This window comes from Dactylosporangium sp. CA-152071, from assembly GCF_050936335.1.
GTDB lineage: Bacteria > Actinomycetota > Actinomycetes > Mycobacteriales > Micromonosporaceae > Dactylosporangium > Dactylosporangium maewongense.
Genome location: NZ_JBNJMZ010000002.1, coordinates 1,633,421 through 1,655,100 on the forward strand (window position 1 = coordinate 1,633,421; position 21,680 = coordinate 1,655,100).

At 72.8% G+C, this 21,680-nt stretch carries 20 protein-coding genes; 12 read left to right on the top strand and 8 right to left on the bottom strand.

Translation table 11 applies throughout. The features are described 5' to 3' along the window. Nucleotides 1-5: 5 nt before the first annotated feature. The 6 genes from ACQEVZ_RS47210 to ACQEVZ_RS47235 are packed head-to-tail and all read left to right on the top strand — an operon-like array spanning nt 6 to nt 4,019. Nucleotides 6-692 carry a response regulator transcription factor gene (locus tag ACQEVZ_RS47210; RefSeq protein WP_344500560.1) on the top strand — a complete coding sequence of 229 codons (687 nt, stop codon included), beginning with the start codon at nt 6-8 and terminating at the stop codon, nt 690-692. Then, the gene (locus ACQEVZ_RS47215; protein WP_433380767.1) at nt 692-1,453 is read left to right on the top strand and encodes a phosphatase PAP2 family protein; all 762 of its coding nucleotides are present in this window, start codon (nt 692-694) and stop codon (nt 1,451-1,453) included. Before ACQEVZ_RS47210 ends, ACQEVZ_RS47215 begins: the two co-directional genes overlap by 1 nt. Then, nucleotides 1,369-1,710 (top strand): hypothetical protein, encoded by a 342-nt coding sequence (locus tag ACQEVZ_RS47220; RefSeq protein WP_433380770.1) that lies wholly within the window; start codon nt 1,369-1,371, stop codon nt 1,708-1,710. Before ACQEVZ_RS47215 ends, ACQEVZ_RS47220 begins: the two co-directional genes overlap by 85 nt. Beyond that, on the top strand, nt 1,707-2,696 hold the full coding sequence (gene galE, locus ACQEVZ_RS47225) for a UDP-glucose 4-epimerase GalE (RefSeq protein WP_433380773.1): 990 nt from the start codon (nt 1,707-1,709) through the stop codon (nt 2,694-2,696). Before ACQEVZ_RS47220 ends, galE begins: the two co-directional genes overlap by 4 nt. Before the next feature lie 40 nt (nt 2,697-2,736). Next, a complete protein-coding gene (locus ACQEVZ_RS47230; protein ID WP_344500552.1) occupies nt 2,737-3,114 on the top strand; it encodes a BlaI/MecI/CopY family transcriptional regulator in 378 nt (125 codons plus the stop codon). Then, nucleotides 3,111-4,019, top strand: coding sequence for a M48 family metalloprotease (locus ACQEVZ_RS47235; protein ID WP_433380777.1), 909 nt, complete (start codon nt 3,111-3,113; stop codon nt 4,017-4,019). The genes ACQEVZ_RS47230 and ACQEVZ_RS47235 overlap by 4 nt, the downstream gene beginning before the upstream one ends. A gap of 203 nt (nt 4,020-4,222) precedes the next feature. Here ACQEVZ_RS47235 and ACQEVZ_RS47240 read toward each other — a convergent pair whose 3' ends face one another. Both ACQEVZ_RS47240 and ACQEVZ_RS47245 read right to left on the bottom strand, forming a co-directional pair. After that, complete coding sequence (locus tag ACQEVZ_RS47240) at nt 4,223-5,608, bottom strand: sensor histidine kinase (RefSeq protein WP_433380780.1); 1,386 nt, start codon at nt 5,606-5,608, stop codon at nt 4,223-4,225. 57 nt (nt 5,609-5,665) lie between these two features. Continuing rightward, nucleotides 5,666-6,406 (bottom strand): methyltransferase domain-containing protein, encoded by a 741-nt coding sequence (locus ACQEVZ_RS47245; protein ID WP_433380783.1) that lies wholly within the window; start codon nt 6,404-6,406, stop codon nt 5,666-5,668. 248 nt (nt 6,407-6,654) lie between these two features. Here ACQEVZ_RS47245 and ACQEVZ_RS47250 point away from each other — a divergent pair, with 248 nt between their 5' ends. The 3 genes from ACQEVZ_RS47250 to ACQEVZ_RS47260 all read left to right on the top strand — a co-directional run bounded on the left by ACQEVZ_RS47250 (nt 6,655) and on the right by ACQEVZ_RS47260 (nt 10,543). Next, complete coding sequence (locus ACQEVZ_RS47250) at nt 6,655-7,815, top strand: alkaline phosphatase PhoX (RefSeq protein WP_433380786.1); 1,161 nt, start codon at nt 6,655-6,657, stop codon at nt 7,813-7,815. A gap of 178 nt (nt 7,816-7,993) precedes the next feature. Continuing rightward, a complete protein-coding gene (locus ACQEVZ_RS47255; RefSeq protein ID WP_433380789.1) occupies nt 7,994-8,512 on the top strand; it encodes a GAF domain-containing protein in 519 nt (172 codons plus the stop codon). A 60-nt stretch (nt 8,513-8,572) separates the two neighbouring features. Continuing rightward, nucleotides 8,573-10,543, top strand: a complete 1,971-nt coding sequence (locus tag ACQEVZ_RS47260; protein WP_433380792.1) for a DUF4118 domain-containing protein — start codon at nt 8,573-8,575, stop codon at nt 10,541-10,543. Nucleotides 10,544-10,636: 93 nt separating this feature from the next. Here the strand turns inward: ACQEVZ_RS47260 and ACQEVZ_RS47265 are convergent, their stop codons facing one another. Then, nucleotides 10,637-11,770: a hypothetical protein gene (locus tag ACQEVZ_RS47265; protein ID WP_433380795.1), complete on the bottom strand. Its 1,134-nt coding sequence runs from the start codon at nt 11,768-11,770 to the stop codon at nt 10,637-10,639. Between the two features lie 415 nt (nt 11,771-12,185). Here ACQEVZ_RS47265 and ACQEVZ_RS47270 point away from each other — a divergent pair, with 415 nt between their 5' ends. After that, entirely contained in the window at nt 12,186-14,024 is a 1,839-nt protein-coding gene (locus tag ACQEVZ_RS47270; RefSeq protein WP_433380798.1) for a DUF4118 domain-containing protein, read from the top strand. Nucleotides 14,025-14,102: 78 nt separating this feature from the next. Here the strand turns inward: ACQEVZ_RS47270 and ACQEVZ_RS47275 are convergent, their stop codons facing one another. After that, on the bottom strand, nt 14,103-16,634 hold the full coding sequence (locus ACQEVZ_RS47275) for a glycoside hydrolase family 5 protein (protein WP_433380801.1): 2,532 nt from the start codon (nt 16,632-16,634) through the stop codon (nt 14,103-14,105). Nucleotides 16,635-16,755: 121 nt separating this feature from the next. Beyond that, nucleotides 16,756-17,787, bottom strand: coding sequence for a glycoside hydrolase family 26 protein (locus tag ACQEVZ_RS47280; protein ID WP_433380804.1), 1,032 nt, complete (start codon nt 17,785-17,787; stop codon nt 16,756-16,758). A gap of 291 nt (nt 17,788-18,078) precedes the next feature. Between ACQEVZ_RS47280 and bglS the strand changes: the two genes are divergently transcribed. Next, nucleotides 18,079-18,834, top strand: a complete 756-nt coding sequence (gene bglS, locus ACQEVZ_RS47285; protein WP_433380807.1) for a beta-glucanase — start codon at nt 18,079-18,081, stop codon at nt 18,832-18,834. A gap of 7 nt (nt 18,835-18,841) precedes the next feature. Here bglS and ACQEVZ_RS47290 read toward each other — a convergent pair whose 3' ends face one another. Next, nucleotides 18,842-19,855, bottom strand: coding sequence for a LacI family DNA-binding transcriptional regulator (locus ACQEVZ_RS47290; protein ID WP_433380810.1), 1,014 nt, complete (start codon nt 19,853-19,855; stop codon nt 18,842-18,844). A 93-nt stretch (nt 19,856-19,948) separates the two neighbouring features. Here ACQEVZ_RS47290 and ACQEVZ_RS47295 point away from each other — a divergent pair, with 93 nt between their 5' ends. Continuing rightward, nucleotides 19,949-20,146, top strand: coding sequence for a hypothetical protein (locus tag ACQEVZ_RS47295; RefSeq protein ID WP_354898168.1), 198 nt, complete (start codon nt 19,949-19,951; stop codon nt 20,144-20,146). Here the strand turns inward: ACQEVZ_RS47295 and ACQEVZ_RS47300 are convergent. Then, complete coding sequence (locus ACQEVZ_RS47300) at nt 20,080-20,979, bottom strand: FAD-dependent monooxygenase (RefSeq protein ID WP_433380813.1); 900 nt, start codon at nt 20,977-20,979, stop codon at nt 20,080-20,082. The two genes, ACQEVZ_RS47295 and ACQEVZ_RS47300, sit on opposite strands and share 67 nt — an antisense overlap. A gap of 105 nt (nt 20,980-21,084) precedes the next feature. Continuing rightward, a complete protein-coding gene (locus ACQEVZ_RS47305) occupies nt 21,085-21,666 on the bottom strand; it encodes a dihydrofolate reductase family protein (protein WP_433380816.1) in 582 nt (193 codons plus the stop codon). Nucleotides 21,667-21,680 lie beyond the last annotated feature (14 nt).

Genomic DNA, 21,680 nt, shown 5'->3' on the forward strand with positions numbered 1-21,680 from the left:
GCGGAGTGCGGCTGCTGCTGGTCGAGGACGAGGTCGGGCTGGCCGAGACGATCCGGGACGGCCTGCGCATCGAGGGCTTCACCACCGACGTGATGTTCAACGGTGTGGACGGGCTGTGGGCGGCGACCGAGTCACCCAACGGCGCCTACGACGCGATCGTGCTGGACATCATGCTGCCGGGGCTGAGCGGCTACGAGGTGTGCCGGCAGCTGCGGCAGCGTGACGTGTGGACGCCGGTGCTGATGCTGACCGCGAAGGACGGCGACTACGACGAGGCCGACGGGCTCGACCTCGGCGCCGACGACTACCTCACCAAACCGTTCTCGTTCGTGGTGCTCGTCGCCCGGCTGCGGGCCCTGATCCGCCGCGGCGCGCCGCAACGGCCGGTCGTGCTCAGCGCCGGCGACCTGCGCCTGGACCCGGCGCGGCGGCGGGTGACCCGCGGCGACGACGAGATCCCGGTCACGCCGCGGGAGTTCGCGCTGCTGGAGTTCATGATGCGGCACGCCGGTGACGTGGTCACCAAGACCGCCATCATCGAGAACGTGTGGGACGCCGCGTTCGACGGCGACCCGAACATCATCGAGGTCTACGTCGGCTACATCCGCAAGAAGATCGACCACCCGTACGGACGGTCCGCGATCCGCACCGTCCGCGGCGCCGGCTACCGCATGGACCCGGACGGCGGCTGATGCGTCGCGTCCCGGTGCTCTGCGCGGCCGCGCTGGGCCTGCTCACCGTCCTCGTCGTCGTCCGGTTCGGCCCGCTGGTCCGCCTCGACTCCGCGGTCAGCGAGGCGGCCCGCCACGCCGCCCTGCGGCACGACGGCTGGCGCGCGGTGATGTCGGCGATCACCCACAGCGCCGACAGCCTGGTGCTGGTGCCGGCCGGGCTGCTGCTCGCCGTGGTCCTGCTGTGGAAGCGGTGGCGGACCGGCCTGTGGTTCCTGCTCGGCACCGCCACGGCCGCCACCGCCGTCCGGCTCACCGTCATGACCCTGGTGCACCGGCCGCGCCCGGTCGACCGGCTCACCCCGACCGCCGGATGGGCGTTCCCGTCCGGGCACACCACGTCCTCGGCAGTGACCGCCGGCATCCTCATCGTGCTCGGGTGCGCCGTCCTGACCGGCCGCCGGTCGCGCCGCGTCCTCGTCGCCGTCGCCGGCACCTGGGCCGTGCTCGTCGGCGTCAGCCGGGTCGCGCTGCTCGCGCACTGGCCCAGCGACGTCCTCGGCGGCTGGCTCCTCGCCACCGCCGTCACCGTCGCCCTCGCCCGCGGTCTGCGGGTTCAGCGTTCCTTCAGGACCGCGCGGCCACCATCCCCTCAGCGTGACGACGGCCGGACGCACCGGCCGGAGGGGAGCCCGGAATGCACCATCCAGCGGCACGACAGCGCATCGTCGTCGTCTCGGCCAGCTTCGGCGCCGGACACGACGGCGCCGCCGCCGAACTGACCCGCCGCCTGCGCGCCGGCGGGCACCAGGTCGACCGGCGCGACTTCGTCGACCTGGTGCCACGGCGGGCCGGGGTGCTGCTGCGCGGCCTGTACCGGCGGCAGCTGACCACACTCCCCCGCACCTGGGGCTGGCTGCTCGCCCTCGCCGGCTCGCAGCGGCTCACGGGCGGCGCCGCCGCGCTCACCGCCGCCACCGACGCGGCGATGCAAGCCGCGGTCGGCACCGACGCCGCGCATCAGGCGGTGCCGCGATGACGTGGCTCGTCACCGGCGGCGCCGGATACATCGGCGCGCACGTCGTCGCGGCCCTCGTGGCGGCCGGGGAGCCGGTCGTCGCCCTCGACGACCTGTCCACCGGCGACCCCGCCCGCCTTCCCGCCGCGGTGCCGCTCGTCGTCGCCGACGCCGGTGACCCGGTGCTGCTGCGGGCGACGCTCGAGCGGCACCGCGTCACCGGGGTCATGCACCTGGCGGGCAGCAAGTCCGTGCCGGAGTCGGTGCGCCGTCCCATCTGGTACCACCAGCAGAACGTCGGACTCGTCGCCGCGCTGCTCGCCGCGATGGTCGACACCGGTGTGCGCCGGCTGGTGTTCTCGTCGTCGGCCGCCGTGTACGGCGTGCCCGGCACCGCGACCGTCGCGGAGGACGCGCCGGCCCGGCCGGTCAACCCGTACGGGCAGACGAAACTCGTCGCGGAGGACCTCGTAGCCGCCGCGGGCCGGGCGCACGACCTGTCCTGGATCGCGTTGCGCTACTTCAACGCCGTCGGCGCGGGCGCCCCGCACCTCGGCGACCGCGGCGCCACGAACCTGCTGCCGCTCACATTCGCGGCGCAGGAGACCGGGGTGCCGTTGACCATCGCCGGCACCGCGCTGCCGACCGCGGACGGCACCGGCGTGCGCGACTACGTGCACGTGGCGGACCTCGCCGAGGCGCACCGGCTCGCCGCCCGCCACCTCACCCGCGGTCACCGTGCCGCGGTGTACAACGCCGGCGCCGGCCGCGGGCACTCGGTGCTGGACGTCGTGCGGGCCGTCGCCGCGGTCACCGGCGCGCCGGTCCCGGTCCGGTCCGGCCCGCCACGTCCGGGTGACCCGCCGGAGGTCGTCGCGGCGATCGACCGCATCCGTGCCGACCTGCGCTGGCGGCCCCGGCACACGCTGCTGGACGCCGTCACCTCGGCCTGGCAGGCCCGCACCGCCACGCTCACCGCCGCCGGCGGGCGCGGACAGCACGGGTAGCGCGCGGGCCGCCGGGCAGGTCACGGATATGGTGGTGATCGTGGCTGACTCCAACGCGCGCCGTGCCCCGGGCTCACTGGAGGCTCAGGCGATGGCCGCGCTGTGGGCCGCCGGCGAGCCGCTGTCCCCGGCCCAGCTGCAGGCCGCGCTCGACGCCGGCCTGGCGTACAACACCGTGCAGACGATCCTCGTGCGGCTGCACGACAAGGGTCTGCTGGAGCGCCGGCCCGCCGGGCGCGGGCGGGGTCACGTGTACTGGCCGGCCCGGGACGCGGCGACGGCGGCGGCCCAGCAGATGCGGGCGGTGCTGGACGGGCCGACGGACCGGCAGGCGGTGCTGCGCCGGTTCACCGACGACCTCGCCGAGGACGACCTGGCGACGCTGCGCGCGCTGCTGCGGCAGGAGCCGCCGGCGTGACCGTCGCCGTCTACCTGCCGCTGCTGCTGCCGGCCCTGCTCGCGGTCGCCGCGCGTTCGCTGGCCGCCGCGGCCGCGCCGGAGTGGACGGCCCGGGCCCTCGCCGCCGCTGCCGCACTTGCGGCCACGGTCAGCACCGGCAGCCTGGCGCTGCTGGCGCTGACGCTGCTCGATGACCTGCCCGCGCTGGAGGCCCGGGAGCACGCGGCCGCCTACCCGCTGCCCGAGCCGGTCCCGGGCGTGGTGGCGCTGGCCGCGGCGGCCGCCCTGGTCTGGGTCGGCCGGCGCTGCGTGGCGCACCTGCGGCAGGCGCGGGCCGTCACCCGGGACCTGCTCGCCGCCGGGGTGCCGCACGACGGGCTGCTCGTCGCCGACCTTCCCGAGCCGCACGCCGTGGCGGTGCCGGCGGGCGCCGGCCGGGCCGGGCACGTGCTGGTGACCGCGGGCCTGCTGCGGCTGCTGGACCGCACCGAACGCGCCGCGGTCCTCGCCCACGAGCACGCGCACCTGCGCCACCGCCATCACCGGACGGTCGCGTTCGCCACCGCCGCCGCGGCCGCCAACCCGCTGCTGCGCCCGGTCTCCCGGGTCGTCGCGCTGCTGGTGGAGCGCAGCGCGGACGAGACGGCCGCGGCCACGGTCGGGGACCGGCACGTCGTGGCCCGGGCCATCGCGAAGGTCGCCCTGGCCGGCGGCGGGCGGCGTCCCGCCGGTGGCCTCGCGGCCGGCGGGTCCGACGTCGTGCGCCGCGTCCAGGCGCTCACCCGGCCGGCCGCCGACCGTTTCCGCGCCGCGGGCCGCTTCCGGGCCGCCATGGCCGCGAGCACGGCGGTCGTGGTCGTCTGTGTGGCGGCGGGCAGCGCCGCGGCCGCCGACTTCGTCGCCGTCGCCCGCGCCTGGCTGTAAACCGCGCGTGGTGGCCGATCACCGGGCGGGCAGCGCCGCGGGCGCCGACCTCGTCGCCGTCGCCCGCGCCTGGCTGTAAACCGCGCGTGGTGGCCGATCACCGGGCGGGCAGCGCCGCGGGCGCCGACCTCGTCGCCGTCGCCCGCGCCTGACTGGAGTGGCCGCGGTCGCATGACGGCCGGGCCGCGCGGGGTGGTGTCCGGTCAGCCGGGCGCCATGGGCAGCCGGATCCGCAGCAGCGCGCCGCCGTCGGGCCCTTCGTGGACGGTGAGCGTGCCGCCGTGCGCGGCGACGACGTCGCGGGCGATCGGCAGCCCGAGGCCCGTGCCGCCGGCCTGGCGGGAGCGGTCGTCGTCGAGTCGCACGAACCGGCCGAAGACCCGCTCCCGCTCGGCCGCCGGGATGCCGGGCCCGTCGTCGGCGACGGTCAGCTCGGCCGTGCCGCCGGCCGCGCTCAGGCCGATCTCGACGCGGCCGCGGGCGTGCCGGGCGGCGTTGTCGAGCAGGTTGCGCAGGACCCGCTGCAGGTGGTGCGGATCGCCGTCGACGCGGACGGGGCTGACCCGAGCCTCCACCCGCAGGCCGGGGTGGCCGGCGCTGAGCCGGTCGCGTTCGGTGTAGACGATGTCGTCGAGGTCGACGTCCTCCCGGCGCAGCTGCGGACCCGACTCGTCGATGCGGGCGAGCAGCAGCAGGTCGGCGATGAGCCGGGCCATCCGGGCGCTCTCGTGCCGCATCCGGGTGACGTGGACGCCGGCGGCCGGCGGCAGGTCGGCGGCGGCCAGCAGGTCGAGGCCGGCGTGGATGGTCGACAGCGGGCTGCGCAGCTCGTGGCTGGCGTCGGCGACGAACCGGCGCTGGGCGTCGGAGGCCGACTCGATCCGGTCCAGCATCGTGTTCATCGTCGTGGCGAGCGCGGCGATCTCGTCGGCGGTGGCCGGCACCGGCAGCCGGGCGTGCAGGTTGCGGGCGGTGATCGTGTCGGCCTGGCGGCGCATCGCGTCGACCGGGCGCAGCGTACGGCCGACGAACAGGAACGTGGCCGCGCCGACGACGAGGGTGAGCAACGGCATCCCCACGGCGAGCGCGCCGATGACCGCCTCGGTCCCGTCGTTGACCTCGTCGAGCGACTGCGCGACCAGGACCGTCCGCGGCCCGGCGGGGGTGCTGACCCCCAGCGCCACGATCCGGAAGTGATCGTCGCGGGCGAGCTCGAGCCCGCGCTGCTCGCGCAGCGTCTGCCCCGGCTGGGGTCGCAGCGGGGAGATCGCGCCGCTCCCGGCGACGGCGGCCGACGCCGCGACGACCCGCCCACCCCCGTCGACCACCTGGACGACGGTGCGGTCCCGCGCGGTCGGCCGCAGCGTGGCGGCGAGACCGGCCCCGTCCGCGGTGCCGAGCGCCGCGGCGACCTGGGTGGCGCGCTGGCCGATCGCCTGGTCGATGTTGTCGGTGAGGATGAACCGGGCGGCGACCACGAGCGTCGCCCCGCTGGCGAGCGCCGCGACGGCGACGACGGCCGCCGCGGCGAGCGCGGACCGCATCCGCACCCCGAACCGCCCCGTCAACCGCCCCCACCACCTGGTCATACTCCTGAACCTAGCGGTGGCGACCTGAAGCGGCGCTGAAGACGCCCGCGGACGTGGTCACCCGCGGCGCGCGACGTAGACGACGTTGACGGCGAACTCGTCCGCGCCGGGCACCTTCCCCGCGACGGCGTCGAAGGCGCGCGCCGCACGGTTGAGCCCTGGCCGCTCGTACCAGCCTTTGCTCAGCATCGCGAACCCGCGCCGCTGTACGACCTCGAACCCGTGCGACCGCAGCAACCCGTACATCTGCCGGTGGGACAGCTCGGCGAACCACGGGTTGTCCGCCTGCCGGCGGGCCCGCAGGTGACGCACCGACCGGGCGTTGCCGTGGTTCTCGACGACGAGCAGCCCCGCCTCGGCGTTCGGCAGCGCCTCGGCGGCGAACGACAGGGCCCGGTGCCGGACATCGTCCTCGACGTTGAGCATCAACCGGAACATGGTCACGATCGCCGGACCGTGTGTCGGCACCGGCGCGGGCACGGGCCCGTCGGCCGCCACCTGGTGAAACGCGGCGTTGACGCCGAGCTCGGCGGCCTTGGCCATCATGTCGGCGGAGGTGTCGTAGCCGTGCGCCTCGTGGACAAGGCCGTGCAGGGCACGGATCGCCCGCCCGGTCCCGCAGGCGAAGTCGTGCTGCGTCGGCCGCCAGGTCCGGAACGTCCGCCGCACCAGCGCCCGCAGGTACGCACGTTGCCGGCTGCCGACATGCGACGCGTACGTGCCCGGCGCGTACGTGGTGTGCTCGTACTTGTCGACCGCGTCGGCGTTCTGGAACACCTTCGTGTAGCCGTTGGTCATGCGCCCGCCCTCCCGGGCGGCCCCCGCCTGTCCGCCCACGTCACCTACAACGAGTAGGAGTCAGCCGGGACACCCCTCACACGGCCGTTGGCTCAGACGGAGGACACCCGCCGCCGAGCAGACACCTCGCGGGCAGGGCCGCGGCTCGTGGCCGTGTGATGTTCAGACGGCCATAGACTCACGTTCATCGATGACTCGGGCGGGTCCGGAAGGGTCGGTCTCCTTGGTTCCGCAACCTGGGAGGGCTCATGGATCGTCGTACGTTGCTGCGCGCCACCGTCGCTGGGGCCGGCGGGCTGGCGCTGCCCTTCACCGCGTGGTCGGCGGCGTACGCCGCGCCCGCGCAGAACGCCGCCGGGCCGTACGGGGCGCTGCAGGCCGCCGACGCCAACGGGATCCAGCTGCCCGCCGGGTTCACGAGCTCGGTCGTCGCCCGGTCCCGGCAGACGGTGCCCGGCACCTCGTACGTGTGGCACGACGCGCCCGACGGCGGCGCCGTCATCCCCAACGGCACCGGGTGGATCTACGTGTCCAACGCCGAGACCAGCTCGGGCTCCGGCGGCGGCGCGTCGCGGCTGGTCTTCGACGCCAGTGGCGCCGTGGTCGGGGCGTCGCGGATCCTCTCCGGCACCAACAACAACTGTGCCGGCGGGAAGACGCCGTGGAACACGTGGCTGTCGTGCGAGGAGATCAGCCTCGGCCGGGTCTGGGAGACCTACCCGCTCGGCGGCACCGCTGTGGCCCGTCCGGCGATGGGCCGGTTCAAGCACGAGGCCGCCGCGGCCGACCCGGTTCGCCGCGTCATCTACCTGACCGAGGACGAGACCAACGGCAAGTTCTACCGCTTCGTGCCGACCACGTGGGGCGACCTGTCGTCGGGCACGCTGCAGGTGCTGGTGGCCGGCAGCGCCACGTCCGGCTCGTTCACCTGGGCGAACGTCCCCGACCCGGACGGCTCCCCCACCGCCACCCGCAGCCAGGTCTCCGGCGCGAAGTCGTTCAACGGCGGCGAGGGCTGCCACTACGCCGACAACACCGTCTGGTTCACCACCAAGGGTGACAACCGCGTCTGGCAGATCAACCTCGCCGGCGGCACGTACGAGCTGGCCTACGACGACAACCTGGTCAGCCCCGGCACCGCCCCGCTCACCGGCGTCGACAACGTCACCGGGTCCACCGCCGGGGACCTGTACGTCGCCGAGGACGGCGGCAACATGGAGATCTGCCTCATCACGCCGGACGACAAGATCTCCGTCTTCCTGCGCGTCACCGGGCAGAGCTCGTCGGAGATCACCGGACCGGCGTTCACTCCCGTCGGCAACCGCCTCTACTTCTCCTCCCAGCGCGGCACGACCGGCGCCTCGTCGGGCGGCATCACGTACTGCGTCACCGGCCCGTTCCGCACCTGACCCACCCACCGCGGCAGCGCCGGGCGGGGCATCCCGCACCGCCGCGCCCAGCGCTGCCGCCACCGAACCACCCGCCCGACGTTTGCCGGCACGGCCGGAGCGTCGAATACTGGAATTGAGGGTGTCGACCACACCACCTCCAGGGCGTGCGACGTCGTGACCGGAAGGACCATCGATCATGGATGCGTCCGAGCTACTGAACATCGCGGTGGCCGATCTGGCCCTGGTGCAGGACGTCGAGCAGGCTCAACACATCATCCGGGGCGCCGCGAGGCGCCTGGCGAACGCGCACGGCTCCACCGTGGTGCTTCTGGAAGACGGGTACTGCTTCTACGCCGACGAGGACGCGGTGAGCCCGCTGTGGAAAGGGCAACGATTCCCCGTGCGGCAGTGCATCAGCGGGTGGTCGATGCTCAACCGTCAACCGGCCATCGTGCCGGACATCCAGTTCGACGAACGGGTGCCGCAGGAGGCGTACCGGCCGACATTCGTGAAGAGCCTCGCCATCGTCCCGATGCGTGTCGAGGATCCGCTGGGGGCGATCGGCGCCTACTGGATCCAGCCGCACCGGGTCACCGACGAGGAACTGGCCCGGCTCGAGGCACTGGCCGGAGCCGCCGGCGCGGCGTTGACCCGTCTCATGGCCCCGGAGACGGCCGATCTGGTGAGCGCAGAAGCAGCCGGCGCACTTGCCTAGCGCGACACATCATCGTGCGATCCGGCTCGTCACCGCGGGCCGGGACGAACGGCGGGCTGCGTGCGTCCGTTCCACGATCGGCGGGCCGCCAGCCCGATCACACCGCTGCCGTGCGGTAAAATTCTCGTTCAGGAACTATGTCAGCACGACCGCGATGGCGGGCGTCGTGTTGACGGCGAGGCGAAAGAACGATCGCCGGTGTCGGGATACTTGGTGCCGTTACTGCTGAGAACGAAGCCGCCGCCCGCCTGGCTCGGGCTGGTCGTCGCCTTCGCGTGCGTCGCGGCGGAGACCCTCGTGATGTTCCCCCTCCGGGACGGCACTCCGACGGCCGCCACCGGCGTGGTGTACCTCTGCGGCGTCCTGGTCGTCTCGATGGTGTGGAAGCCGTGGCTCAGCATCCTGACGGCCGTCGCCAGCGCCCTCGCCTTCAACTACGTCCACGTCCAGCCGTACTGGACGCTGAATTTCACCACGCGCCGGGACCTGCTGACCGTGGTGATGTTCATCCTGGCCGGGCTGGCGGTCGGCCACCTGGCAGATCTGGCCCGCGCCCGCGCCGCCGAGGCGGCCGAACGCCGCCAGGAAGCGACGCTCGCCACCGGCCTGGCCAAGCGCATGCTGTGCGCGGCCGATCTGCGTTCGGCGCTCGGCTCGGCGTCGCAGCGGCTCGCGCAAGCGCTCGAGCTACGGTCCGCGGTGATCGAGCTCGACGTGGTTCCCGGGGACGGGCAGCGGGTCGCGCTCCCGCTGTGTGACGGTGCGACCCGCCTGGGCACCCTGCTGGTCCCGGCCGACCTCCCCGAGCGGACGCTGGAGCGCCTGCGGCAACACGTGGTGCCGACGCTGGAGTGGCTGCTGTACGCGGCGCGTGACCACGACGCGATCGTCGACTCGCTGAACGCGAGCCGCAAGGTCGCCCTGCTCGTGGACGAGCAGGCCGCGTGGCGGCGCGTGGCCATGCTGGTCGCACGGGAATCCGCACTCACCGACGTGTTCGACGCGATGACGGAGGAACTCTGCCGATCCCTCGGTGACGTCCGCACGGCGCTGATGCGCTACGAGCCGAACCGCACCGCCACCCGCCTCGCCGGCCTGAGCGAGCTGGGCGGCCCGACGTCGATCCCGCTCGAAGAGGACGGCATCGTCGGGACGGTGCTGCGCACGCGGCGTCCGGCCCGGATCGACAGCTACGACGGTGCCCCCGGTCCGGCCGCGACGGCCGAACGCGGGCTGGGCATCCGCGCGGCGGTCGGCGTGCCCGTCATGGTCAACGGGCGTATCTGGGGCATGCTCGCTGTCTTGTCCTTCACGGCCGAGGCGATACCGCCCGCGGCCGACCGGCGCCTGGCCGACTTCAGCAGCCTCATCGCGAGCACGATCGCCAACGCCGAGCATCGCGCGCAGCTCGCCGCATCCCGTGCCCGCATCGTCGCCGCCGCCGACAACACCCGGCGGCAGTTCGAACGGGCCTTGCACGACGGTGCGCTGCAGCGTGTCGTCTCGCTCGGGCTCGAGCTCAGCATGACCGAGGCGGCGATGCCGCCGGAGCTGAACAAGTACAAGGCGCAACTGTCACATACCGCGCAGGGCCTGAACGGCGTGTTCGAGAGCCTGCAGGAGGTCTCGCGGGGCATCCATCCGGCGATCATGTGCACGGGCGGGCTCGGCGCCTCGATCAAGTCGCTCGCCCGCCGGAGCGCGATTCCGGTGGACCTGAACCTGAACATCGACCGGCGGCTGCCCGACCACACCGAGGCGGCCGTGTATTACATCGTGTCCGAGGCGCTCGCCAACGCCGTCAAGCATGCCAAGGCGACCATGGTGCACGTCAACGCCGAGGCGGAGAACGCGGTGTTCCGGCTCTCGGTGCAGGATGACGGCGTCGGCGGAGCCAGCCTCGGCAAGGGGTCCGGACTGATCGGCCTGCAGGACCGCGTCGAGGCCCTCGGCGGCCACATGGAGGTCGTGAGCCCGGTCAGGCACGGCACGGCACTCCTGGTCAAGATCCCTATCGACGAAGGGTCATAGCCGTTCACGGCACCGCCGGTGACGACGCTCGGTAGGCGCCGTCACCGGCGGCACCCGCTCAGCTCGGCAGTGAGCGGACGCCGCGGACCCTGATCACTGCGGGAAGTCGCCGGGGTCGACCGAGTCGGTGTCGGCGTTGCCGCCGACGCTGGCCTTGAGGGTGATCTCCCAGGTGGTGTACTGCCTGCTCGTGGTCTTGAACTCGAAGAGGTCCTCGAACTTCTCGAACTCGCAGGAGCGGGTGAACCCGGCGACGCCCGGGTCCCAGTCGACGCCGGTGGCCATGTACACCTGGTAGTTGCCGTCCTTGACCTTCTTGACCTTGTACGTCTTGCCGGCCGAGACATAGACCGTCCAGGCCGCGACCTTGCCGCCGTTCGGGACGAGGCTCACGACGACGTCGGTCGTGCTGCCGCTGTTGTTGATCGTGAATTCGCCGGACCCGTTGAGGGTTCCCTTCTTCACCATGGTGCCGTTCGCCAGCGTGCGGGTCTGCTGGGCGACCGGCGCCGGCAGCCACGCGCCGAACGTGAAGGCGGTCCCGAAGGCCTTGACCGCGTCCCGGAGGTAGGTCGCCGCCGGCAAGCCGGTCACCTGGGCGACCGCCGCGGAACCGGCGCAGATCTCGCCGTTCTTCGCGTCTCCGGTCAGCGCCACGAAGTCGCTGCCCAACGAGTCGAACGCCCGCTTGAGCTGCTCGTGGCCGGCGGCCGCCTCGTTCGGCGGGGTGACGGACGCGAACCGGGGCGCGCTCGTCTTGACCGCATCGGCCAGGGCCTGCGCTGCCTCGACCGTCGCCGCCTGGTTCTTCGCCGCGGCGACCTTCTGCCACGCCGGTCCCATCACCGCGTCGGCGTCGGTCAGGAGCGTCTGGTACGCGGTGGCGGTCAACGGCTCCGGTGCCTTGCTCGGCGTCGGGCTCGCCGATGCGCCGCCGGCGGCACCCGAGGAGGTCCGCTTCTGCTCGGGGTCACCGGCGACGAAGGCCGCGGCCACACCGACACCGCACACGAGCAGGAGCACGGCGGCGACGACGCCGATGATCAGCTTGTTCCTCGACCCCGTGGGCGTGCCCCGGTCACCATTGGGCCACCCCGCGCCCGGGCCGCCGATGACGGGACCGGTGGGCGGCCCACTCCAGCCGGGAGCACCGGCGGGCGGCATCCCGGACGCGTCCGGCATCCCGTACGCGGGCATGCCGGAGGTCGGCGCTCCATAAGCGGGCATGCCCGAGGTGGGAGCTCCATACGCGGGCATACCGGAAGTGGGTGGACCATACGCAGGCATGCCGGAGGTCGGCGCACCGTACGCGGGCATACCGGGGGCGGGTGCGCCATATGCGGGCATACCGGGGGCGGGCGCACCAAATGCCGGCATACCGGAGGCGGGTGTCGCGGAGGTAGGCATGCCGGACGTGGGGATGCCGGAGGTCGGCATGCCCGGTGCGGGGGCGTCAGGTGCGCCCCACGCGGGGAAGTCCGGGTTCGGCCCGGTGGGAGAGGGCGGCGTTGTCACGCGTGCACCGTACCGGTTCAGATGCATGTGCAGGTGCCCCAACCGGCGGTTAAAGATCACTCCGCCCGGTCGGCGGCGCCGCGACGGCGAGCATCCGATGCGCCGTAGTCGGACTAGACTGATGTCAGTGCAGATCGGTGCGCTGACCCGGCTGGTGCGACCGACACCCCCGCCCCGCGGGCTGGGGATCGCGGTCGCCGCCGCGCTGATCGTGGTCGAGACCCTGCTGGTCTATCCGCTCCGGCTGGCCATGGATCCGTACTTCCCGGGCATGATCTACATCGTCGGCGTGCTGGTCACCTCGATGGTCTGGGGCATGTGGCTCGGGATGATCACCGCCGTGATGAGCACCCTGGCGTTCATCTACTTCCACGCCCGGCCCTTCGAGAGTTTCGCCGCCTCGGACATACGGCAGGTCGTCGACCTGGCAGTCCTGCTCATCGTCGCGGTGGCCACGAGCGCGGTGGCGGACCTGTCCCGGGTGCGCACCGTCCAGGCCGAGGAGTCCGATCTCAGCGCCGAGATGGCCAGGCTGCTGCTGTACGCCGACGACCTCCCCGCGGTGCTGCCCGCCGTCGCACAGCGCATCGCGCGAACCCTCCAACTGCCGGACGCCGCGATCCACCTCGCGACCGTCCCCGGCGATGACCGCCACTCGGCGATTCCCCTGTACATCGACGCCGCCCAGCGCGCGACCCTGATGGTGCCCGCCGAGACGCCCAAGCAGACGATGCAACGGCTGCGGGACAGCATCGTGCCGTCGTTGACGCCGCTGCTGCACGCCAGCCGGGAACGTGCGACCGTGCTGAGCTCCCTCGAAACAAGCCGGGAGCAGCTGCGCCGGCTCGCCGCCGAACAGGCCGCGTTGGGGCGGGTGGCGAAGCTCGTGGCCGGCGGCAGCCCGCCGGCCGAGGTCTTCGACGCGATCACCACCGAGCTGCACGGACTGATGAGTGAATACAGCACGTGGCTGTGCCGCTACGAATCCGACGGCACGGCCAGCGTGGTCGCGACCAACCTCACCGACGAGCTCACGACCGACGCGCGCTGGCCCATCGATGGCGAGAACGTCCTGGTCAAGGTGCGCGACACGGGGTGCGCCGCCAGGGTGGACAGCTTCGACGGCGCGGCCGGCACGGTCGCCGCGTACGCCCGTGACATGGGTATCCATTCCGTGGTCGGGGTGCCGATCGTGGTCGACGGGCGGCTGTGGGGCGTGGCGGGCGTGGCGTGGGTCCGGTCCGAGCCGCTGCCGCTCGGCACCGAGGCACGCGTCGCGGAGTTCACCGACCTCGCCGCCATCGCCATCGCCAACGCCGACGGCAAGGCCGAGCTGGCCGCGTCCCGGGCCCGGCTCGTCGCCGCCGCGGACCAGGCCCGCCAGCGCATCGAGCGCAACCTGCACGACGGCGCGATGCAGCACTTCCTCGCCGTCGCGATGCAGCTCGGTGCCACGGAGGCCATCCTGCCGCCGGAACTGACGGAGGCCCGGTCGGAACTGGCGCACGCCCGGCGCGGTCTGAACAGTGCCATGGACAACCTGCGCGAGATCTCGCGGGGCATCCATCCGACGCTGCTCGCCTCGGACGGTCTGCCGACCGCGCTCAGGGCACTCGCCCGCAGATCCCCGGTGCCGGTCGACCTCGACGTCCACACCAACCAGCGCATGCCTCCGGTGGTCGAGACGGCCGCGTACTACATCGTTTCCGAAGCGCTGACCAACGCGGTCAAACACGCGCACGCCACGGTCGTGCACGTGCAGGCGACCCGGAACGACATGCTGCACCTGTCGATCTACGACGACGGCATCGGGGGCGCCGACCCGCACCGCGGCACCGGCCTCACCGGCCTCCAGGACCGGGTCGAGGCACTCGGCGGCCACCTCACCATCACCAGCCCCGCCGACGGCGGGACCCGGCTGTCGGCCACCATCCCGACCGATTCCAGCCCCCTGCATCCCTCCTGAGCCAGCGGGCCGCGGCGGTCCGCCGGTCGAGACGCTGCGGCGGGTCAGCCGCCCGGCTGGGTCCCGGGCAGCCCTCGGTCAGGTGGCTGTGATGGAGTAGGCGCCGCTCGCGCAGCCGGTGATGCGCCAGCCGCCCGGCACCCGCTCGGCCGACGCGTTGCCGACGTTCGTAGTGCGCAGGCTCGGCTCAGCCGCGCCGGGGAACCAGACGTCGACCTGGCAGTTCGCCAGGTCGGGCGGAGCGGTCGCGGTGATCCGCAGCTCGGTGCCGCGCGGGCCCGCCGACAGCGACGCCAGCCGGCCAGGGAAGGCCCGGGGGTAGGCGCGCGACAGCGGTTCTGCGAAGGGTGCCGGCGGTGGGATCGATTCGCCCGTACGGCAGTCGACCGCGACCAGGTTGCCGGACGTGGTCGCGTCGGCGCCGGTCTCCGGCGAGCCGCAGCCCTGCCGCCAGACCCAGAACGCGCCGCCGATACCGAGCCGGTCCTGGGCCGCGGCGAACCGCCGCACCTTGGCGCCGTCCACCGCGGGGTCGCCGAACCAGCCCCATTCGCCGGGCCACAGCGCGGCGCCGTAGGCGGCGGCCGCGCGGGCCGACACGGTGAGGTTCCGCTCGATCGACGCGATCGTCAGGCCCAGGCTCTGATCCATGCTGATGGACTCGCTGTACGGGTGCGGGGCGAACACCAGTTGCCGGTCCGCGGTGAACCCGGGTGGCGGGGTCACGTCGAAGCCGAGGCCGGACCACAGCACGCTCGGCTGGAAGAAGACGACGTGGGGGAAGCCGCCGGCGGCGCCCTCGGCCGCGCGGATCGCGGTGATGGCGGCGTCGTAGAACCGGCCGAGCAGCAGCCCCGAGCTGGTCGGCGGGTTGGGCCCGATGCCCGGCTCGTTGAGCAGGTCGTACCCGGCGACGGCCGGTTCGCCGGCGAAGGCGCGGGCGACGAACGCCCAGGCGCGGACGAGCTCGGTCTGGATGCCGTCGCGGTCGGCGTACAGGTTTCCGTACGCCGTCGCCACCGCGGGCGCGAGGTCCCGGGCCAGGAACTGGCAGTGTGCCGTGCCGTCGGTGATCGTCGCCCAGGCCGGCGCGCCGTCCCAGCCGGTGGTCGGGGTGGTGCCGCCGCCGTATTGCTCGGACGGCCGCGCGAGGGCGTTGCCCCACGCGTCCTGGTGCATGTCCAGCACGGTGTAGATCCCGTGCGCCTTGGCGCCGGCGACCGCCGCCTGGATCTCGCGGAGGTACGACTGGTCGAACCTGCCCCGCTCGGGCTCCAGCCGCGACCACGACATGCCGAGACGGATCACGTTGAAGCCCATCGCCGCCATCTGGGCGAAGTCGTCATCGGTCGGCGGCCGCGTCGCCGGCACCGCCGGATCGCGCAGGTGGTAGTCGATCAACTGGTTCACGTTGACGCCCCGCAGGATCACCTGCCGGCCGGTGACGTCGCCGATCGTGGCCAACCCGTCGGGCCGGGGCGCCGGGTGGACCAGGAGCCGCTGCATGCCACCGGTCCCCGCGACCGCGGCGACGGACGGCGGTCCGGGCTGGACCGGTGCGCCGATGACCGGCGCGAGCGCGAGGAGCAGCACCCCGACCGCCACGAGGACCACCAGCCGCGGTCGCGTGTCGGGACGCAGCAGCAGCACGGACGGCCACCGCGAGCCGATCCCGGCAACGACGAGCGCCGCGGCCAGGCCGACGGCCGCGCCGTAGCTGAGCCCCGTCGCGACGCTGATCAGCGCGGTGCTGATCCACCAGCTGTCCGGCCCGGCGCCGGAGAGGTGGTCCGACAGCGGCGCGGTCGCCGCGCCGACGACCCCGAGACCGAGACCGCCGACCACCGAGGCCAGCCACACGGTCACGCCGCCGCCGGACAACCTGCGCCCGAAGGCCCGCACGACCGCCGCGACGACGGTGAGGAACACGGCCATGCCGAGGAGGAAGCCGAGCACGCCGTTCGCGGCGGTCGGAGCGATGAGGAACCCCGCGAACGCGTACCCGACCGGGCCGACGCGCCACCACTGCGCCGCCGGTCCCACCGCGGCGAGCGCGGCCACGGCGAACACCACGAGCACGGGCGCGAGGACCGGCTGCGCTGCCAGGGGCTCGGGCTCGTCCCGGGAACGGGCCGCCGGGCCGGCGCGATGGGCGAGCGCGGCGCAGCCCGCCACCAGCGCGCCGACGACGACGTACTTCAGTGCCGCGAAGCCGCTCGTGCTCACCGCGTACCGAAGCGCCGAACCGACGGACAGATGCCGTCCCAGCACGGGAATCGCCGACACGAAGCCACTCGCGGCGCTCGCCCAGGCGCCCGCGCCGACGGTCGCGACCCAGGCGGCGACGAACACCCACCGGGCCGCCAACCGCCCGCCGGCGAGCAGGACCGGGAGCGCCGCGCCGGCCAGCAGGACCGGAAGCCCGACGACGAGGGGTGCCCAGCGGTAGGTGCTGCCGGTGCCGGCGAGGGGCAGTCCTCGACCGCCGACCGGTGCGAGCAGACCCGAGGGATCCGTCACGGCGCCGACCGCGACGACGGCGATGAGCAGGGCGACAACGGTCGCGGCGGCGCGGGCCGGCGGCGCGGCCCAGATCCGTCGGAGCGTCATGAGGGCGAGTTGGCAGTCATGGTGAACGCGATTCTTACTCGCGTTCGGCGGTTTGTCAGCCCCTTCCAGCCACCCCGTCGGCCGGTGTGGCGGCGGGTGCAGCACCCGCCGCCACAGCAGCTCACCTTCTGTAATGCGCGGCGATGCGGGCCAGCTCCGCTCCCCGCCCCTTCATGTACCGCTGCCCGACCCAGGACGTGAAGGCGGCGAGCGCGGCCGGCGACGAGCCCGGCGACCACGCCTCCTCCTTCGTCAGGTCGAAGTAGGTGAGCAGTTTGAGATCGGAGTACGCGCCCGTGCGCAGCGCCGCGTTCATGTTCCTCAGCCACTGCGCCTTGTCGCCGCCGTCCTCGGTCGACGCGAACTCGGCGATCGTCACGGGCCGGTTCGGCGCGACGGCGCGGGCCTTGGCGTACGCGGCGGCGAACGTCTCGTCGAACGTGGTCCAGTGATCGCCGGCCGGGTCCCACGACGGGCCGAATCCCCAGTTGTAGCCGTCGATGCCGACCCAGTCGACGTACGCGTCGCCGGGGTAGGCGGCCGCCGGGTCGTTGTAGGGCGCATCCGGTGACGAGCCGTTGTTGTAGGCCCACACCCATTGCACGTTGCGCGCGCCGGCGGCCACGACGAGGTCGTGCACGTGACGGTACGCCCGCACGTATTGGGCCGGGTCGGCGTTGTTGTTGGCGATGCCCCACGGATACCAGTTGCCGTTGAACTCGTGGCCCCAGCGGACCAGGATCGGCATGCGCACGGCGGCGAACTCCCTGGCGCGCGCCGTGATGTAGCCGTCCCACGAACCGTCGATGATGTCCTGCAGGTGGATCTGCGCGGGGTCGTTGGGGCCGAGGGCGGTGTCCCAGGGTTCCCAGGTGTAGTGCGGCATGATGCCGTGGCGCCAGAGCGTCCTGGCCTCCGCCACCGGGAAGGGACGGCCGCTCGCCCAGCTGTCGAACCACATCACGCTGGCGGGCGTGACGCCGTACAGGCTTCTGACGTTGGCGGCGATCGTGGTGGGGTCCTCCTCCCGGAACATGCCCAGGTACCGCGTCGGCGCCGTGTCCCGGCCGGCGCCGGCCGCGGCGGTGCCGGCGCCGGACACCACCAACGCGACGGCGGCGGCCGCCGCGCACAGCAGTGTTCGCATCCGCATGTTGCCTCCCAGTCGATGTTGAGAGCGCTCTCCCGTCGGCTCGTTGATAGACGCCGACGATTGGTAGCGCTTCCAGTTTCAAGCTAGCGGCGGGCGGCCACGACGTAAAGGGGCCCTTGACAACAGCACCGTGCAGTCACACGCTGACATCGACGTTGCTGGACCGAATCGACTGGAAGCGCTTCCGGTCACCGCCGAACCGGCCGGCTCGCGTCCGGGATCCCGCCAAATCCCCCCGTTCGTCGTGCGTGAGCAGCGGCTCCGCACGGCTTGTAGGACTGGAGACCTCACATGTTGCGGACTCGATTGACCGCGTTGGTCCTCGCCACCCTCGGCCTCACGGCCGTGCTGAGCGTGCCCCACGCGGAGGCCGCCATCGGACCCAGCTTCGTGGACAACCTGAACTCGTTCGACACCGGTCGCTGGCACAAGGCCGACGGCTACAGCAATGGCGGCATGTTCAACGCCGGCTGGCGCGCCGACCACGTCTGGTTCAGCGGCGGCGTCATGGGCATCAACCTGGACACCGCGTCCTGCCCGGGCGGCTGCTCCGGCAGGCCCTACGCCTCCGGCGAATACCGCAGCAACGACCTGTTCACGTACGGGCGATTCGAGGCCCGACTGAAGGCCGTCAAGAACCCCGGCACGGTGACCTCGTTCTTCACCTACACCGGACCCAGCGACGGGCAGCCGTGGGACGAGATCGACGTGGAGATCCTCGGCAAGAACACCAACCAGCTGCAGACCAACTACTTCACCGGCGGCGTCGGCGGGCACGAGACCGTCATCAACCTCGGGTTCGACGCCTCGGCCGGTTACCACGACTACGCCTTCGAGTGGTGGAACGGCGGCACCATCAACTGGTTCGTCGACGGCAGGCTCGTCCACCAGGAGAACGGCTCGCGCGGGGCGCTGCCCACCCACCCGCAGCGCATCATGATGAACCTGTGGCCCGGCGTCGGCGTCGACGGCTGGCTGCAGCCGTTCAGGTACCCGGGCAGGACCCTGACCGCCACCTACGACTGGGTGAAGTACACCCGGTACTGAACCGGGGTCAGGCCGACTCGCGCACGACGAGCTTCGCGGGCAGGATCAGCGACGCCGGCTGGGCCCCGTCCAGCAGTTCGACCAGCATCCGGGCGGCCTCGCGGCCCAGCGACTGCACCGGCTGGTGCATGGTGGTGAGCGTCGGGTCGGTGTGCAGCGCGATGGGCATGTCGTCGAAGCCCACCACGGCGACGTCGCCGGGCACCGCGCGGCCGGCGTCGCGCAGCACCCGCAAGGCCCCGGCCGCCATGTTGTCGTTGGCGGCGACCACGGCGTCGAGGTCCGGATGCGCGTGCAGCAGCGCGCGCATCGCCTCGGCGCCGCTCGCCTCCAGGAAGTCGCCGGGAGCGGTCGCGTACGGCTCGAGGCCGGCCAGGAGCAACGCCTCCGCATAGCCGCGAAGGCGCTCCCGGCCCACGGCGGTGTCCTCCGGACCGGTGATCATCGCGATGCGGCGGCGCCCGGCGCGCAGGAGATGCTCGGTGGCGGCCCGCGAACCGCCGGCGTTGTCGACGTCGACGTAGTACGGCGGCGTCCCGTGTACCGGCAGGCCGATGAACACCGTCGGCAGGCCCGACTTCGTGGCGATGTCGATCATGGGGTCGGCGCCGCGCGTCGCGACCAGCATCACGCCGTCGGCCCCCCTGGTCTGCAGGAAGTTCCGCAGCCGCCGCTGGCCGTGATCGTTCGTGGCCAGGCTGAGCATGAGGTGCAGGTCGGTCTTCTCCAGCGCGGCGGACGCGCCGACGATGACCTGCGCGAAGAACGGGTCACCGAACACCTCCGGCCCGTCGCCGGACACCGCCAGCACCACCACGCCGGTCTGGCGGGTGGCCAGCGCCCGCGCGCTGCGGTTGGGGGTGAACCCGAGCTCCCGGATCGCCTTCTCGACGGCGTCCCGCTTGGCGCGGCTCACGTTGGGCCCGTTGTTGATCACCCGGGAGGCGACGGTGCGGGACACCCGGGCGCGCTCGGCGACCTCATCGAGGGTCGGCGGTCGAGACGGGACCGGTGACGGCATGCGTGGTCCCTCCGCTCACGGTCCAGCCATGGTAGGTAGCCCCGCACGGACCTGTAAAGTTCCCCGACCCGCGGCTTCGCGGTGCGGCCGGCGATGCCGCTCGGCCCGGTCGTCGGCATGCTGACCGTGTGCCTCGGCCTGCTCGAGCGGGCCGGCATCGGCACCGTGGCCGGGTTGGCGCTGCTGGTCCTCGTCCTGCTCGTCAGCTCCAAACCCGGTGACACCTACGGATTGGCTGACGAGGTGATCGGCGATCCGGCCGGGGCTGCGGAGTCCGGCACCCCCGCGTAGTCGGGCAGCTCGATGCCGTTGATCGCGCGCCCGACCAGCTCGGTGAACCATTCGCCGGCGAAATCGGGGCCCGGCTCGGCGTCTGGCCCGGGGACGTCGCGGGTGCGGGCGTTCAGCCGGCCGATCTCCTGGTTGGCCTCGACGAACGAGCGCATCCGCGCCTCGTAGCGGGCGAACCCGGCGTCGGGATCCCACCCGGCGGCGGCCAGCTCTCCGGCCAGCAGGTAGGCGCCGACCAGGGCCAGCCCGGTGCCCTGCCCGGACATCGGCGACGAGCTGAACGCCGCGTCCCCGAGCAGCCCCACCCGTCCGCTCGACCAGCGGTCCATCACCACCTGGGCGACCTGGTCGAGGTAGAAGTCCGGGGTGTCGTCCAGGTGCGCGAGGATGTCCGGGCTCAACCAGCCCAGGCCGGCCATCCGTTCACGCAGCAGCACCTTCTGGGCCGCGACGTCACGGTGGTCGACGTCGAAGTCAGCCGAGGCGAAGTAGAACATCGCCATCGCCCGGGTGGCGTCCTGGATGGGTCGCAGGAGGGCTGAGCGCCCGGACTCCTGATCCTGGTGCTCGAGCAGCCAGCGGTCCAGCCCGAACTCGTTGGGCACGCTGTAGAAGGCCAGCACGTGCCCGAGGTGGCGGAGGAACCGCTCATGCGGCCCGAAGACCATCGCCCGCAGCGCCGAGTGCAGCCCGTCGGCCCCGACCACCAGGTCGAAGCGCCGCCGGTCGCCGCCCGCGAAGGCCACGTCGACTCCGTCGGCGTCCTGGGTGAGTTCGGCGATCCGGTCGCCGAAGATGTACTCGACGCCGTCGCGGGTGTCGTCGTAGAGCACAGGCCCACTTCTGTCGGTGTGTCCAGCCGTATCGACCACGGATCCGCACAAACCTATCGGGAGTCGGCCAAGATACGACGGAAACTGGCAAACAGTGATCTCGGGTTAACGGTGCACCTGAAAGCGCAGGTGAAGCACCCGGTTGCCCTGAATCACCACGTCAGGTTCCTCCAGCAGGTGCTGCGCGTGGACCGACCCGAAGTAGCGCTTGCCGGACCCGAACACGACGGGGACGACGTCCATGCGCACCTCGTCGATCAGGCCCGCGGCAAGCACCTGGCCACCGACGTCGCCGGCGGCGACCTCGACCACGCGGTCACCCGCAAGCTCCTGCGCCTTGGCCACGGCTGCCTCGACGCCGTCGACGAAGTGAAACGGCGCCTCGGGGTCCCAGCCCTCGGGCGCCGGCCGGTGCGACACCACGACCACGTGGTCGATCCCGCCCGGAGGCTTCCCGTCCCAGCCGTCCGTCAGGTCGAACACGTGGCGGCCGACGACTGTCACCCCGATCTGGTCCCAGTACGGCCGGGTGTAGTCGTAGGACGTCTGCGACACCTTCAGCGCGCCGCTCTCGTCCAACGGGACGTCACCGCTGGACAACCAGTCGAACAGCGGTCCGGGCTGGTCGTTCTCGTCCGCGACGAAGCCGTCCACCGACACCGAGCTGTACATGACCACCTTGCCCACGGGGCTCTCCTCTG